Genomic DNA, 12,987 nt, shown 5'->3' with positions numbered 1-12,987 from the left:
TCACTTCCCGAGCTGTTGGCGTTGGCGGCGCAGGTGCGGCGGCAGGTCCTGGTAGACCTCCTCGAACATGTCCGCGGCGCTGGGGGCGAGATCGCTGGCAAAGGTGCCGTGGGCTTCGGCGGCCTTCTGCGCGGTCGCCACCTCGGCTTCCAGCTCGGCGGTCAGCGCCTGGTGCTGTTCGTCCGACCAGAGCCCGCGACCGATCAGGTGCGCCTTGAGCAGGTCGATGGGATCGCCCAGGGGGAAGTGCGTCCAGTCATCGGCGGGACGGTACTTGGACGGATCGTCCGAGGTGGAGTGGGGACCGGCGCGGTAGGTCACCCATTCGATCAGGGTCGGCCCCAGGTTGCGCCGGGCGCGTTCGGCGGCCCAGCGCGAGGCGGCCAGCACGGCGAGGAAGTCGTTGCCATCCACCCGCAGGGCGGCGATGCCATAGCCGAGGCCACGGGTGGCCAGGGTGAGGCCCTCGCCGCCGGCGATGGCCTGGAAGGTGGAGATGGCCCACTGGTTGTTGACGATGTTGAGGATCACCGGCGCCCGGTAGACGTGGGCGAAGGTGAGGGCGGCATGGAAGTCGCCTTCGGCGGTGGCGCCGTCGCCGATCCAGCCGGCGGCGATGCGGGTATCGCCCTTGATCGCCGAAGCCATGGCCCAGCCCACCGCCTGGATGTACTGGGTGCCCAGGTTGCCGGAGATGGAAAAGAAGCCGAGGTCGCGGTAGGAGTACATCACCGGCAGTTGGCGACCCTTGAGCGGATCCCGGGCATTGGACAGCAGCTGGCAGATCATCTCGTCCAGCGGCGCCTCGCGGGCGATGAGGATGCCCTGCTGGCGATAGGTGGGGAAATGCATGTCGTCCGGGCGCAAGGCCAGGGTCTGGCCGACGGCGATGGCTTCCTCGCCGAGGCATTGCATATAGAAGGACAGCTTCTTCTGCCGCTGGGCCTTGAGCATCCGCGCATCGAACAGTCGCGTCTTGAGCATGGCCCTGAGGCTCCGCAGCAGCAGTTCGGGCGCTTCTTCGCTGGCCCAGGGGCCGACGGCGCGCCCCTCTTCGTCGAGGATGCGGATCAGCTGGGTGGCCAGTTCCCGGGTATCCACCGGTGCCACGTCCACCGGCGGCCTTTCCGCACGGCCGGCGGGGCAGAGTTGCAGATAGCTGAAATCCGTGGGGCGTCCCGGTCGGCCACTGGGCTCGGGGACGTGCAGGCGCAGGGGAGGGTAGTCGCTCATGGCCGCCCCTCCAGCTGGATGAGGGTGCGGGCGGGTCGCAGGACGGGTTGACCGTCCGGATGCGATGCAGGGTGCCACATGGTGGAGGCCTCGGCATTCTTGTTATTGGTCACCTGAGTATAGGCCGGCTCCGCTAGCCGTTTTGCCGCAATTTCGGGGTGGGCAGCTCGGGCTTTTGGTGCTATTGAACTCAGTACAAGAACAACGGTAGAGGTTTTGCACCATGGCTGGTCTGGATCGTATCGACCTGCGCATCCTCAATGCCCTGTCCGCCGATGGCCGTCTCAGCTGGCGCGATCTGGCGCAGAAGATCGGGCTGTCGCTGACCCCGACGCTACGGCGGGTCAAGCGACTGGAGGAGGAGCGCTACATCCAGGGGTATCACGCCCAACTCGACGAGACCCGGCTGGCCGGCAGTGTCAGTGTCTTCGTCTCGGTGCGCCTGGAAAAGCAGTCCACCGACTACCTGCGCGCCTTCGAACGGGAGATCGTCAAGGCACCCCAGGTGATGAGCTGTTTCCAGATGACCGGGGATGCCGACTATGTGCTGCGGGTGGTGGTGCAGGATCTCGCAGCCTACCAGCACTTTCTCGCTGAGACCCTGACCTGCATTCCCGGGGTGGCCAGTGTGACCTCGGCCTTTTCGCTCAAGGCGGTACTACTCAGGCCGGCGCCACCGCTCTGAGCGCAGGAGAAGCCCTTAGCGGATGCCGAGCGAGCTGCGGACCTGCTGCGCCTGGGCGGCACAATAGGCGCTGTCCCTCAGGCGGGCGATATCCAGCATCAGGGTCAGGCGGCGATCGCCGGACGCGCGACCACACTGTACCGGCAGCCCGCCATCCGGCGTCAGGGGACCGAACAGGCAGTCGATGTTGGGCAGTTGCGCAGCGAAGGCATGGGTGAGGGCGAGCATGGGTGGCGTCCGCAAGGTGGAGATGGCGATGTGACACTATTCACATCGCCGGGGTTCCCTAACCTTCAGGCGCTGGGTGTAACCGAATAGGCGACGCCGTTCACTGCATCGATCAGCTGACCGATCGACCAGGGCTTGGGCAAGAAGCGCACCTGGCACTTGATGCTCGCGGTGGACGGCGTTTCGTAGCCGGACATGACAATAATCGGCATGTCTGGCCAGCGCTGGCAGACCATGTTGGCCAGCTGCGCCCCATCCATCGAGCCCGGCATACGGATATCCGTGAGCAGCAGGTCGATGTTGGCGTCTTCCTTTTCCAACAGCGTCAACGCGGTGTCGGCGGAGTCAGCGGCGATGATGTTGAAGCCTTCGGGTTCGAGGATCTCGCGGACGAAATCCGCGACCAGTGGCTCGTCGTCCACCACCAGGAGAGTGGGTCGGAAGACAGGGGTTCCCGGCTGTTCTGCGCGCATGACTGGACCTTATATACAAGACGTTGCTGAGCCTTGGATGGCGCCGAACCGGGAAAATTCCCCAGTTTGAATGTCAATGAATCTGGCGCCAGATTTCTGTCTCTAAGCCGCGATTGTTTTGTCAGGTGCAGCTTTCCAACGCTGCGACCCTATGCCGCGTACATTTGGTTACGTTTCCCGCAACAGCTCTGCGACAGGGCTTTCAGCGTGTCGGTGAAGCAGGCGGACTGCCGGTCGAGTGAAAGGTTCCAGCTACCTGGCATATGACTTGTATTGGGTAAGGCAACTGCAGGAAGCAGGGTACTTTTTTTGTCACGTCCCCGTGGCCTTACCTAAACCCAGGCTTTGCTCGTACACAAAGGATATCGACGCCACGCCTCCCTAAGCAGTATCCGACCATGACGCCTATCCGCTCCTTCGCTACCGCCCTTCGTCGTCCGCTCGCCGCGGCCGCTACCGTTCTCGCGCTGTCCGCTGGCGTTGCCCAGGCCGAGCCTGTCAGCCTGGTCGGTCTGAATCTGTCGGGTGCGGGCTTCGCGCCCCAGGTGCTGCCCGGCATCAATGGCACCAACTACATCTTCCCGGTGGAGGCCTACTTCCAGCAGTGGAGCGCGCGGGGCGTCAAGCTGATCCGTTTCCCCATCATCTGGGAGCGCCTACAGCCGCGTCTGGGCGGCCCGCTGGACAGTGCCTACGTGGCCCTGGTGAACCAGACCTTCGGTTATGCGCAGAAGCACGGCATCAAGATCATTCTCGACCTGCACAACTACGCCCGCTATCGCGGCCAGGTGATCGGCACCAGCGGCGTACCCTATGCCCGCTATCAGGAGATCATGACCCTCATCGCGCGGCAGTGGAGCGGCCAGTCCTCGCTGTACGCCTACGACATCATGAACGAGCCCCACGATGCCATGGCCTACTGGCCGACCGCGGCCCAGTACGGCATCAATGGCGTGCGCGCGGTGGACAGCACCCGCCCGGTCATCGTCGAAGGCAACGGCTGGTCGAGCGCCACCCGCTGGGCCGAATTCAACGACGCCCTGCTGGGGCTGAAGGATCCGGCCAACAACATCATCTTCTCGGCGCATTCCTACTTCGACGAGAACGCCGGCGGCAGCTACGACAAGACCGACGTCAACAAGCTCGACGCCAACTATGGCGTGACCCGGGTCAAGCCCTTCGTCGACTGGCTGAAGAAGAACAACAAGCGCGGCTACATCGGTGAATTCGGTGTCCCGGACAACAATCCGCGCTGGAATCTGCTGATGGACAACATGCTCGCCTACCTCAAGCAGAACTGCATCCCGGCCTCCTACTGGGCCGCCGGTCCCGGCTGGGGCAGCTACTTCATGTCGGTGGAGCCGATTAATGGCCAGGAGCGGCCGCAGTGGCCGACCCTGCGCAAGTACCTGGATGACAGCAGCTGCACCGCCATCGGTCCGGTCGTCAGTGGCAGCACCACGCCGGTTACCGGCGGTACCGGCAACAGCGGCTCGGCAGGCGGCAGCGCTGGCACGGTGGGCAATTCCGGCAGCGGCAGCAGCACCGGCAACGCAGGCAACGCAGGCAACAGCGGTAGCAATGCCGGGGTCCAGATTCCGCCGAGCACCGGTGCGACCGCCGGTACCGTGACCTCGGTGATCAACGACTTCACCAACCCGGACTGGCACAAGGGGGTGTTCCTCAAGAAGGCCGCTATTTCGGTCCCCGGTACCGCGGTGAATCGCGCCGCCTTCAAGGCCGGTGCCTATCTCACCACCGCGGATGGCCAGGTGCGGCGGATTTCCGGGGTGCAGGTCGGCAACAGCCTGGGCGTCTTCACCGAGGGCACGCCGTTCAACGGCAACGCCGTGGGCTATCCCAAGACCGTGACCGTGTCGCCCACCGGCGTGACCAGCGCCGCCAGCGTCAGCAGCGCCATCAACGACTTCACCAATTCCGACTGGAATCGCGGTGTCTACCGTCGCGGCGCCGCCATTTCCATCCCGGCCACCGCGGCCAATCGCTCGGCCTTCAAGCTGGGTGGCTCGGTACGCCTCGTCAATGGGCAGATCCTCAAGATCAGCTATGTGCAGGAGGGCGCCAGCAACCTGGGGGTGTTCTTCGACGCCAGCCGCCTGGATGCCAGCGTCGGCTACCCCAACACCCTGGTGTCCTTCAGCCGCTGATCTCCAGCAGCGGGCAATAAAAAACCCGGTGGCCGTGGGCCACCGGGTTTTTTATTGCCCGCTTAAAGGTGGATGAAGGTGGTGACCTCGTCCGGCTGCACTCGGCACTCGTCCACCGCATGGATCACCCCGGTGGTCAGGGCCGCTTCCGGACTCAGCAGCCGGGCGTTGGCCTTGAGGCAGCTGTAGATGTCCAGGGCTTCGGCGGCACCGGCCGTACGCTCGGCGACGATGCCGGCGTAGAGGTCCAGGTCGTAGTCTAGGCACATGGCGTATTCGGCCATGCGCGCATGGTCCACCGAGTTGTTCAGATTCCAGTAGAAGGAATGATAGAGGAATTTGCTGTGGCGACTGGCGGTGCGGTGTTCGCCGGCCAGGAACAGGATGTTGCCCATGGATTCGACGGTACCCAGGTTGTGGGTGTGCACGGGCAGCGGTAGGGACAGCAGGAGGTTGTACATCGTGAAGCCGTAGCTGCAGTCGCCGCCCATGGTGGCGATCTTCAGCAGAATCCGCGAGGCATCCTGCTGGACCGCCTGGGAGCAGTGGGCGATCAGCTGGCCGCAACTGGTGGAATTGATGGGACCGGTGAAATGGATGACATGGGTGCTCATGGGGCCTACCAACGCGCCGGGGAGCCCGGCGGAGGGCGGGCTCTATGAGAGTTGCTTCGGCGGCTTTCGGACGGGCTTGAGCGTGGAGGTCGGCTGGCCGACGAAGCGCGTCCCGGACGGATGGACTGTGCCTTGGCGCAACCAGGATCAGCGCAGCAGCAGCATCGGCACTTCGGTCTTGTGCAGCAGCTGGGTGGTGCGACTGCCGCGCAGAAAGCGCCAGACCGAGGAGTGGCTATAGGCACCCATGATCAGCAGGTCGGCCCGGCGTTCGTCGAGGTGGCGGGGGACGATGCGCTCAACGTCGCCATGGGCGACGGTGGTGTCGACCCGGCACCCGGCGCTGCGCAGCAGCAGCGCCAGGTCTTCCAGGCGCTTGCGCAGGATCGGATCGTCTTCGCCGACCCGCAGCAGGGTGCCGCTCATGCCGGTCAGCAGCGGACTGCGCGCCAGGGCCAGAATGCCCTGGTGGGTGGCTTCCCGACCGTCATAGGCGATGGTGAACTGGCGCGGGGGCTTGAAGGGGCCCGAGCAGATCAGGATCGGCCGGTGCACGGCGCGCACCACGGCCTCCAGCTGGCTGCCGATGCCACTGTCTCCGGAGCGCTCGCCGCGCTTGCCGATCACCAGCAGGCGGGTATCCCCTTCGAGGGTCTTGAGGGTATCCACCAGCCCCTCGGGGCGGCGCAGGATCTGCGGTGCCGAGGTCAGGCCCTGCTGGAGGAGGCGCTGGCGGGCATTGAGCAGCAGCGCCTTGGCCATGCCGGCGCCGACGTCATCGTCCAGGTAGACCGGGGTACCGTTGGCGACCTTCTTGCCGCTACTGGCCGACTCCTGCACATGCAGCAGGGTGACGGGCGCATCCAGCCGTCGCGACAACCAGGCGGTGTGGTCGCAGACGCTTTCGGCGTGGGGGGATCCATCGATGCAGGCGAGCAGGGAGGCCATAACGGTATTCCTTGGCAAGACCGGGACCAGACACGATCCCTGTCCGGAGCGTAGCACCCGCCCGGCACTGTCCAGATGACACCTGGGTGTCATCTTCGGCTTTTGCTGGACAGGTCACGGCCGTCATCCCGTACGCCCTCACATTTCGTAGCGATCGAGTTCCCGGGTGATCAGCAGGCGCTGGATTTCACTGGAGCCTTCGTAGATCTGGGTGATGCGGATGTCGCGGTAGTACTGCTCCACCGGATAGTCCTCCAGGTAGCCATAGCCGCCATGGATCTGGATGGCCTTGGAGCACACCCATTCGCCCGTCTCGGTGGCGAACAGCTTGGCCTGGGAGGCTTCGCTCAGGCACGGCTGGCCCGCCGTGCGCAGCCGCGCGGCGTGCAGGATCAGCAGTCGCGCGGCGTTCAGGCGCGTATGCATGTCGGCCAGCATGTTGGCGATGCTCTGGTGCTGGATGATGGCCTTGTCGAACTGGATGCGCTCGCGGGCATAGCCCAGCGCCCCCTCGAAGGCCGCGCGGGCGATGCCCAGGGCCTGGGCAGCGATGCCGATGCGCCCGCCCTCCAGATTGGAGAGGGCGATGGCCAGGCCCTTGCCGCGTTCGCCCAGCAGGTTGGCCGCGGGGATGCGGCAGTCGTCCAGGGTGACCGCGCAGGTGTCGGAGGCGCGCAGGCCCATCTTGTGTTCGGTGCGCTCGACGCGAAAGCCGGGGGTGTCGGTGGGTACCAGAAAGGCCGACAGGCCCTTCTTGCCCAGTTCCGGATCGGTCACCGCGAAGACGATGGCCAGGCCGGCGCGGCGCCCGTTGCTGACGAATTGCTTGCTGCCATTGAGCACCCAGCTGTCGCCGTCGAGTACCGCGCGGGTGCGCAGATTGTGCGCCTCGGAGCCGGCCTGGGGTTCGGTCAGGCAGAAGCAGCCGATGACCTTGCCGGCAGCCAGGTCGGGCAACCAGTGATCCTGCTGCGCGGGGCTGCCGTAGCGCAGCAGCGGGCCGCAGCCTACCGAACTGTGGATGCTCATCAGGGCGCCAAGGCTGCCGTCGCCGGCGGAGATCTCTTCCACGGCCAGGGCATAGGCGACGTAATCCAGGTAGGTGCCGCCCCATTGCTCGGGCACCACCATGCCCAGCAGGCCCAGCTCACCCAGCTGGGCGACCACGGCGTCGTCGATCCACTCGGCCTTTTCCCAGGCGCGGGCGTGGGGCGCGACCTCGCGGCGGGCGAAGTCGCGCGCCAGGTCGCGGATCATGCGTTGTTCTTCGGTGAGTTCGATGTCGTGCATGGGAGCCTCCCTCAGGAATGGCGAAAATCGGAGAAAAAGGCCGCGACGCGACGGGGGTCCAGATCCTGCCAGCGGGCCGGATTCCAGTGCGGCGTGCGGTCCTTGTCCACCAGCATGGCGCGCACCCCTTCGATGATCTCGCCTTTCTCGAACCAGCGCCGATCCAGGTGCAACTCCAGGGCGAAGCACTGCTCCAGGGACAGCCCGCCGCCCTGGCGCAACAGCTCCAGGGCGGTGGCGACCGCCAGCGGTGAACGGGCATCCAGGGTAGCGAGGGTTTCCTGCGCCCAGTCGCGATAGGCGGGGCGCTGTTCCGCCTGCAGGCCGGCGCGCAGCTCCTCGACGGTGGCCGCCGCGAAGTGCTCGGCGATGGCCGGGTGCAGCTCGGTCAGGCGCGCGGCTTCGGCCGGCGCCGCGGCGAACGCCTGCAGCAGCGCGGCCAGATCGGTCGGGTCCTGGGCGGTGGCCGCCTCCAGCCGTTGCAGCAGGTCGGCGTTGGCCGCCTCCGGAATGAAGACATCGGCCAGGCCGGCGGCCAGGGCGTCGGCCGGGCCGATCTGTACTCCGGTCAGGCCCAGGTAGAGGCCCAACTGGTCGGGCAGGCGTGGCAGGAAATGACTCGCGCCGACGTCGGGGAAATAGCCGATGGCGGTTTCCGGCATGGCCATCCGGGTGCGCTCGCTGACGATCCGCAGCCGCGCCGCCTGCACCAGGCCCATGCCGCCGCCCAGCACCAGCCCATGGGCCAGCGCCAGGATCGGCTTGGGATAGCGGTGCAGTGCCAGGTCGAGGGCGTATTCCTCGGTGAAGAAGCTCAGGTGCAGGTCGTCGCCACGCTGGTAGCTGTCGTAAAGTGCCCGGACATCGCCGCCGGCGCAGAAGGCCTTGGGTCCGTTGCCGCGCAGCACGATCACCCGCACGGCCGGGTCCTGCTCCCAGTCGCGCAGCGCCCCGTGCAGGGCGCGCACCATCTGCAGATCCAGGGCATTGAGCCCGGTCGGGCGATCAAGGGTCAGATAGCCGACCCCACCGCGTCTTTCCAACAGCACCTTGGCGTCGCTCATGCACCGTCCTCGTCCAGGTAGTCCTGGATGATGGCCGAGAAATCCAGACCGCCGCCACCCGCGCGGCTGAATCTCTGATAGAGCTGCTGCGCGACCGCTCCAAGGATCACCGGCTGGCGCACGGCACGCGCCGCCTCGGTGGCCAGGCCCAGGTCCTTGAGCATGAGCTCGGCGGCGAAGCCGCCCTGGTAGCCGCGCGCGGCCGGCGCCTGGGGCAGCACGTCCGGATAGGGATTGTTGACCTCCGAACTCCAGCAGCGCCCGCTGCTGGTATTGATCACCCCGGCCAGGGTCTTGGCGTCCATGCCCAGGCGGGTACCCAGGGCCATGGCCTCGGCCACCCCGATCATGGAGATGCCCAGCAGCAGGTTGTTGGCGACCTTGGCCACCTGGCCGTTGCCGCTGGCGCCGCAGTGCACCAGGTTGCGGCCCATGGCGGCCAGCAGCGGTTGGGCGCGCTGGAAGCCCGCCTCGCTGCCGCCGACCATGAAGGTCAGGGTGCCGGCCGCGGCGCCGCCGGTGCCGCCGGAGACCGGGGCGTCCAGCACTTCCAGGCCGCGCTCGGCGGCGGCGCTGGCCACCGCCCGGGCGCTGAGCGGATCGATGGTGGAGGAATCGATCAGCAGGGTGCCCGGGCGGGCCCGGGCGATCAGCCCGTCGTCACCGAGATAGACCGTCTTCACATGGGCGGCCGCGGGCAGCATGGTGATGATCACTTCCGCGCCACTTTCCGCCACGGCGGTAGGCGAGGCGGCAACCTCGGCCCCTTCGGCGCGCAGCGCGTCCAGCGCGGCGGCGGAGAGGTCGAAGACGGTCAGCTGATGGCCGGCCTTGAGCAGGTTGCGGGCCATGGGGGCGCCCATGTTGCCCAGTCCCAGAAATCCCAGATGCATGCTGGCGTCTCCCTTACTTGAGGGTGATGGTGGTGTTGACGACCCCGGCGCCGCCGACGTCCTGCTCGTCGGGCCAGCGCGTGGTGATGGTCTTGGTCTGGGTATAGAAGAGCACCGCCTGCTTGCCGTAGGGCCCCAGGTCACCCAGCTTGGAAGCGCGCGAACCGCTGAAGGAGAACAGCGGCACCGGTACCGGGATGGGCACGTTGATGCCGACCTGGCCGACGTCGATGTCTTCCTGGAAGCGCCGCGCCGCGGCGCCGGAGCGAGTGAAGAGGGCAACGCCGTTGCCGTTGGGGTTGGCGTTGATCAGGGCGATGGCCTCGTCGAGGGTGGCGGCGTGCATCACGCAGAGCACCGGTCCGAACAGTTCTTCGCGGTACAGGGTCATGTCGGTGGTCACCCCGGAAAACAGCGTCGGACCGACGAAGTTGCCCTTCTCGTAGCGCTCGACCTGGATGTTGCGGCCGTCCAGCTCCAGGGTCGCGCCTTCGCTCAGCCCGCGCTCGATCAGGCCGCTGACCCGGTCCAGGGCCTGGCAGGAGATCAGCGGGCCGACGTCGGTGCCGTGCTCGTGACCCGCACCCACCTTGAGGCTGCGCGCCTTGGCCACCAGGTCCGGCACCCAGCTGTTGGCCTCGCCCACCAGCACCACCACCGAGACCGCCATGCAGCGCTGACCCGCCGCCCCGAAGGCGGCGCCCACCAGATTGGCCAGGGTCTGCTCGCGGGGCGCGTCGGGCATCACCACCGCATGGTTCTTGGCGCCCATCATGCACTGCACGCGCTTGCCGGCTTCGCTGGCGCGGCGATAGACGTGGGTGCCGACACGGGTCGAGCCGACAAAGGACAGCGCCTTGATGTCCGGGTGATCGCAGAGGGCGTCCACCACCGCCGGTCCGCCATGGACCACGTTGAGCACCCCGGGCGGCACCCCGGCTTCCAGCGCCAGCTCGGCCAGGCGCATGGTCACCAGCGGATCCTGCTCCGAAGGCTTGAGGACGAAGGTGTTGCCGCAGGCGATGGCCATGGGAAACATCCACAGCGGAATCATCGCCGGGAAGTTGAAGGGGGTGATGCCGGTGCAGACGCCCAGGGGTTGCAGCAGGGTATAGGTGTCCACTCCGCTGGCGACGTTGTTGGCCAGCTCGCCCAGCTGCAGGTTGCCGATGGCCGCGGCGTGCTCCACCACCTCCAGGCCACGGAAGACATCGCCCTCGGCGTCGGCCAGGGTCTTGCCCTGTTCGGCGGTGAGCAGGGCGGCCAATTCGCTCATGTGCTCGCGGATCAGCTGCTGGTAGCGCAGGAAGATGCGCGCCCGGGCGCCGATGGGCGTCTTGCGCCAGGTAGCGAAGGCCGCCTTGGCACTGGCCACGGCGCGCTGCACCTCCTCGGCGGTGGCGAAGGGCACCCGCGCCAGCACCTCCTGGGTCGCCGGATTGATCACCTCGCGGCCTTCGCGGCTGGTGGAGGTGACGAATTGGCCGTCGATCAGCAGCGGCACGTCTTTGATGGCGGTCTGGGTCATGACAGGGATTCCTGAGCGGTGGCCGGGGTGGCCGGGGCAGGTTGAGCGGCGAAGTCTTCTTCGGCGTAGTCGTGGACAGCGGGGGTGCCGCTGGCGCGGCGCTGGGCCTCGCCAAGGCGCAATTCGATGCGGCGGATCTTGCCGGACAGGGTCTTGGGCAGTTCGCTGACGAATTGCAGGCGCCGCACCCGCTTGTAGGGCGACAGGCAGCCACGGGCGAAACCGAGCAGCTCCTGCGCGAGCGCGGGCGAAGGCGCGTGGTCGGCGGCGAGGATGACGAAGGCCTTGGGTACATTGAGGCGCAGGGGATCGGGGCTCGGTACCACCGCCACCTCCATCACCGCCGGATGCTCGATCAGGGCGCTCTCCAGTTCGAAGGGGCTGATGCGGTAGTCCGCCGACTTGAAGACGTCATCGGCGCGGCCAACGAAGGTGATGTAGCCCTCGGCGTCGCGCACCGCGGTATCGCCGGTGCGGTAGTGCCCGTCGCGCATCACCTCGGCGGTCTTTTCCGGACTGTCTTCGTAGCCCAGCATCAGCCCGGCCGGCCGCGGTTGCAGGGCCAGGGCCACCTCGCCGTCGTCGCCCGGCCGGCCATCGGCATCCAGCAGCGCGATGTGGCACCCGGGCAGCGGGCGCCCCATGGAGCCCGGCTTGAGCGCCTGTCCGGGAGTGTTGCCCACCAGGGCAGTGGTTTCCGACTGGCCAAAGCCGTCTCTCAGGGTCAGCCCCCAGGCCGCCTGCAGGCTGTCGATGATCTCGGGATTGAGCGGCTCGCCCGCACCGACCAGCTCGCGCAGGTCGAGTCGATCGCGATAGGCGGTGAGGTCCTCCTGGATCAGCATCCGCCACACCGTGGGCGGCGCGCAGAGGCTGGTGACCGGATAGCGCGCCAGCACCTCCAGCAGCGCCTGGGGCTTGAAGCGCGGCACGTCATGGATGAACACGCAGGCGCCGGCGTTCCAGGGCGCGAAGACACAACTCCAGGCGTGCTTGGCCCAGCCGGGGGAGGAGATGTTGAGGTGCACATCGCCGGGTTGCAGACCGATCCAGTAGAGGGTGGACAGGTGCCCGACCGGATAGCTGCTGTGGCTGTGCAGGACCAGCTTGGGCCGTGAGGTGGTCCCCGAGGTGAAATAGAGCAGTAGCGGATCCGTGGCGAGGGTCGGGCCGTCCGGCAGGAAGTCGCTGGCACAGGCGTCCGGCGCATAGGGCTGCCAGCCGGCCACCGACGCCCCGACGCAGATGCGGGTGAGGCCCGCATCCAGACTCGCGCATCGCTCGGTATGGGCGCTGCCCACCACCAGGTGGGCGATCCGCCCGCGCTGCACGCGATCCTGCAGATCGGCATCGCTGAGCAGGGTGGTGGCGGGCACCACCACGGCGCCCAGCTTGAAGGCGCCGAGCAGCGTTTCCCATAGCGCCACCTCGTTGCCCAGCATCACCAGGATGCGTTCGCCGCGACGCACACCCTGGGCGCGCAGGAAATTGGCGGTGCGATTCGACGCCTGGCGCAGCTCGGCGAAGCTATAGCGCTCCTCCCGGCCCTCGGCATCCAGCCGCCACAGCGCCGGACCGGCATGCTCCTCGGCCAGGCGATCGAAATGGTCCAGCGCCCAGTTGAAGTGTTCCAGCTCCGGCCAGCGGAAATCGCGGACGGCCGTGGCGTAGTCGGTGCGATGGCGCAGTAGGAAGTCGCGCGCCTCACGGAAGGCGTCGCCGGCGGTCATGGGCGATACCCCGCGGCCTGCAGGGGCGGGAAGGAAGGGCAGCGTCCGGCCTGGCGCCGGGATGGGGCGTGCGGGTGGGTCATGGGGGTCTGCTCTTTATTGTTGTTGGCTGGCAGAGATTCGCGCCGTCACC

General features: G+C 67.1%; 12 protein-coding genes. 2 read left to right on the top strand and 10 right to left on the bottom strand.

Annotated features, from left to right (window positions below; all coding sequences use genetic code 11):
- Nucleotides 1–1,233 carry a thiamine pyrophosphate-dependent enzyme gene (locus GSQ95_RS04370; RefSeq protein WP_158891082.1) on the bottom strand — a complete coding sequence of 411 codons (1,233 nt, stop codon included), beginning with the start codon at nt 1,231–1,233 and terminating at the stop codon, nt 1–3.
- Nucleotides 1,234–1,456: 223 nt separating this feature from the next.
- On the opposite strand from GSQ95_RS04370, the gene GSQ95_RS04365 reads away from it, so the two are divergent.
- Complete coding sequence (locus GSQ95_RS04365; protein WP_027597697.1) at nt 1,457–1,918, top strand: Lrp/AsnC family transcriptional regulator; 462 nt, start codon at nt 1,457–1,459, stop codon at nt 1,916–1,918.
- A 15-nt stretch (nt 1,919–1,933) separates the two neighbouring features.
- On the opposite strand, the gene GSQ95_RS04360 is transcribed toward GSQ95_RS04365, so the two are convergent.
- The gene (locus GSQ95_RS04360) at nt 1,934–2,146 is read right to left on the bottom strand and encodes a hypothetical protein (protein WP_158891080.1); all 213 of its coding nucleotides are present in this window, start codon (nt 2,144–2,146) and stop codon (nt 1,934–1,936) included.
- 65 nt (nt 2,147–2,211) lie between these two features.
- On the bottom strand, nt 2,212–2,619 hold the full coding sequence (locus tag GSQ95_RS04355; protein WP_158891078.1) for a response regulator: 408 nt from the start codon (nt 2,617–2,619) through the stop codon (nt 2,212–2,214).
- A 398-nt stretch (nt 2,620–3,017) separates the two neighbouring features.
- Here GSQ95_RS04355 and GSQ95_RS04350 point away from each other — a divergent pair, with 398 nt between their 5' ends.
- Nucleotides 3,018–4,787 (top strand): glycoside hydrolase family 5 protein, encoded by a 1,770-nt coding sequence (locus tag GSQ95_RS04350; RefSeq protein WP_158891076.1) that lies wholly within the window; start codon nt 3,018–3,020, stop codon nt 4,785–4,787.
- Nucleotides 4,788–4,849: 62 nt separating this feature from the next.
- Here GSQ95_RS04350 and GSQ95_RS04345 read toward each other — a convergent pair whose 3' ends face one another.
- The 7 genes from GSQ95_RS04345 to GSQ95_RS04315 form a co-directional block, all read right to left on the bottom strand.
- The gene (locus GSQ95_RS04345) at nt 4,850–5,401 is read right to left on the bottom strand and encodes an ATP-dependent Clp protease proteolytic subunit (RefSeq protein ID WP_158891074.1); all 552 of its coding nucleotides are present in this window, start codon (nt 5,399–5,401) and stop codon (nt 4,850–4,852) included.
- Between the two features lie 147 nt (nt 5,402–5,548).
- A complete protein-coding gene (locus tag GSQ95_RS04340) occupies nt 5,549–6,349 on the bottom strand; it encodes a universal stress protein (protein ID WP_158891073.1) in 801 nt (266 codons plus the stop codon).
- Nucleotides 6,350–6,487: 138 nt separating this feature from the next.
- Nucleotides 6,488–7,639, bottom strand: coding sequence for an acyl-CoA dehydrogenase family protein (locus GSQ95_RS04335; RefSeq protein WP_158891071.1), 1,152 nt, complete (start codon nt 7,637–7,639; stop codon nt 6,488–6,490).
- An 11-nt stretch (nt 7,640–7,650) separates the two neighbouring features.
- Nucleotides 7,651–8,703 (bottom strand): enoyl-CoA hydratase/isomerase family protein, encoded by a 1,053-nt coding sequence (locus tag GSQ95_RS04330; RefSeq protein WP_158891069.1) that lies wholly within the window; start codon nt 8,701–8,703, stop codon nt 7,651–7,653.
- Nucleotides 8,700–9,596 (bottom strand): 3-hydroxyisobutyrate dehydrogenase, encoded by an 897-nt coding sequence (gene mmsB, locus GSQ95_RS04325; protein WP_158891067.1) that lies wholly within the window; start codon nt 9,594–9,596, stop codon nt 8,700–8,702. The genes GSQ95_RS04330 and mmsB overlap by 4 nt, the downstream gene beginning before the upstream one ends.
- A gap of 13 nt (nt 9,597–9,609) precedes the next feature.
- Nucleotides 9,610–11,124, bottom strand: coding sequence for a CoA-acylating methylmalonate-semialdehyde dehydrogenase (locus tag GSQ95_RS04320; protein WP_158891065.1), 1,515 nt, complete (start codon nt 11,122–11,124; stop codon nt 9,610–9,612).
- Nucleotides 11,121–12,854, bottom strand: coding sequence for an AMP-binding protein (locus GSQ95_RS04315; RefSeq protein ID WP_158891063.1), 1,734 nt, complete (start codon nt 12,852–12,854; stop codon nt 11,121–11,123). The genes GSQ95_RS04320 and GSQ95_RS04315 overlap by 4 nt, the downstream gene beginning before the upstream one ends.
- Nucleotides 12,855–12,987: the final 133 nt, after the last annotated feature.

The organism is Pseudomonas sp. BAV 4579 (assembly GCF_009765395.1).
Taxonomy (GTDB): domain Bacteria; phylum Pseudomonadota; class Gammaproteobacteria; order Pseudomonadales; family Pseudomonadaceae; genus Chryseomonas; species Chryseomonas aestiva.
This window is presented reverse-complemented; position numbering and strand designations above follow the sequence as displayed.

Excerpts from the sequence above, each read along its gene's own strand:
- GSQ95_RS04370 (WP_158891082.1), bottom strand. The coding sequence starts at position 1,233 with ATGAGCGACTACCCTCCCCTGCGCCTGCACGTCCCCGAGCCCAGTGGC.
- GSQ95_RS04365 (WP_027597697.1), top strand. The coding sequence starts at position 1,457 with ATGGCTGGTCTGGATCGTATCGACCTGCGCATCCTCAATGCCCTGTCC.
- GSQ95_RS04360 (WP_158891080.1), bottom strand. The coding sequence starts at position 2,146 with ATGCTCGCCCTCACCCATGCCTTCGCTGCGCAACTGCCCAACATCGAC.
- GSQ95_RS04355 (WP_158891078.1), bottom strand. The coding sequence starts at position 2,619 with ATGCGCGCAGAACAGCCGGGAACCCCTGTCTTCCGACCCACTCTCCTG.
- GSQ95_RS04350 (WP_158891076.1), top strand. The coding sequence starts at position 3,018 with ATGACGCCTATCCGCTCCTTCGCTACCGCCCTTCGTCGTCCGCTCGCC.
- GSQ95_RS04345 (WP_158891074.1), bottom strand. The coding sequence starts at position 5,401 with ATGAGCACCCATGTCATCCATTTCACCGGTCCCATCAATTCCACCAGT.
- GSQ95_RS04340 (WP_158891073.1), bottom strand. The coding sequence starts at position 6,349 with ATGGCCTCCCTGCTCGCCTGCATCGATGGATCCCCCCACGCCGAAAGC.
- GSQ95_RS04335 (WP_158891071.1), bottom strand. The coding sequence starts at position 7,639 with ATGCACGACATCGAACTCACCGAAGAACAACGCATGATCCGCGACCTG.
- GSQ95_RS04330 (WP_158891069.1), bottom strand. The coding sequence starts at position 8,703 with ATGAGCGACGCCAAGGTGCTGTTGGAAAGACGCGGTGGGGTCGGCTAT.
- mmsB (WP_158891067.1), bottom strand. The coding sequence starts at position 9,596 with ATGCATCTGGGATTTCTGGGACTGGGCAACATGGGCGCCCCCATGGCC.
- GSQ95_RS04320 (WP_158891065.1), bottom strand. The coding sequence starts at position 11,124 with ATGACCCAGACCGCCATCAAAGACGTGCCGCTGCTGATCGACGGCCAA.
- GSQ95_RS04315 (WP_158891063.1), bottom strand. The coding sequence starts at position 12,854 with ATGACCGCCGGCGACGCCTTCCGTGAGGCGCGCGACTTCCTACTGCGC.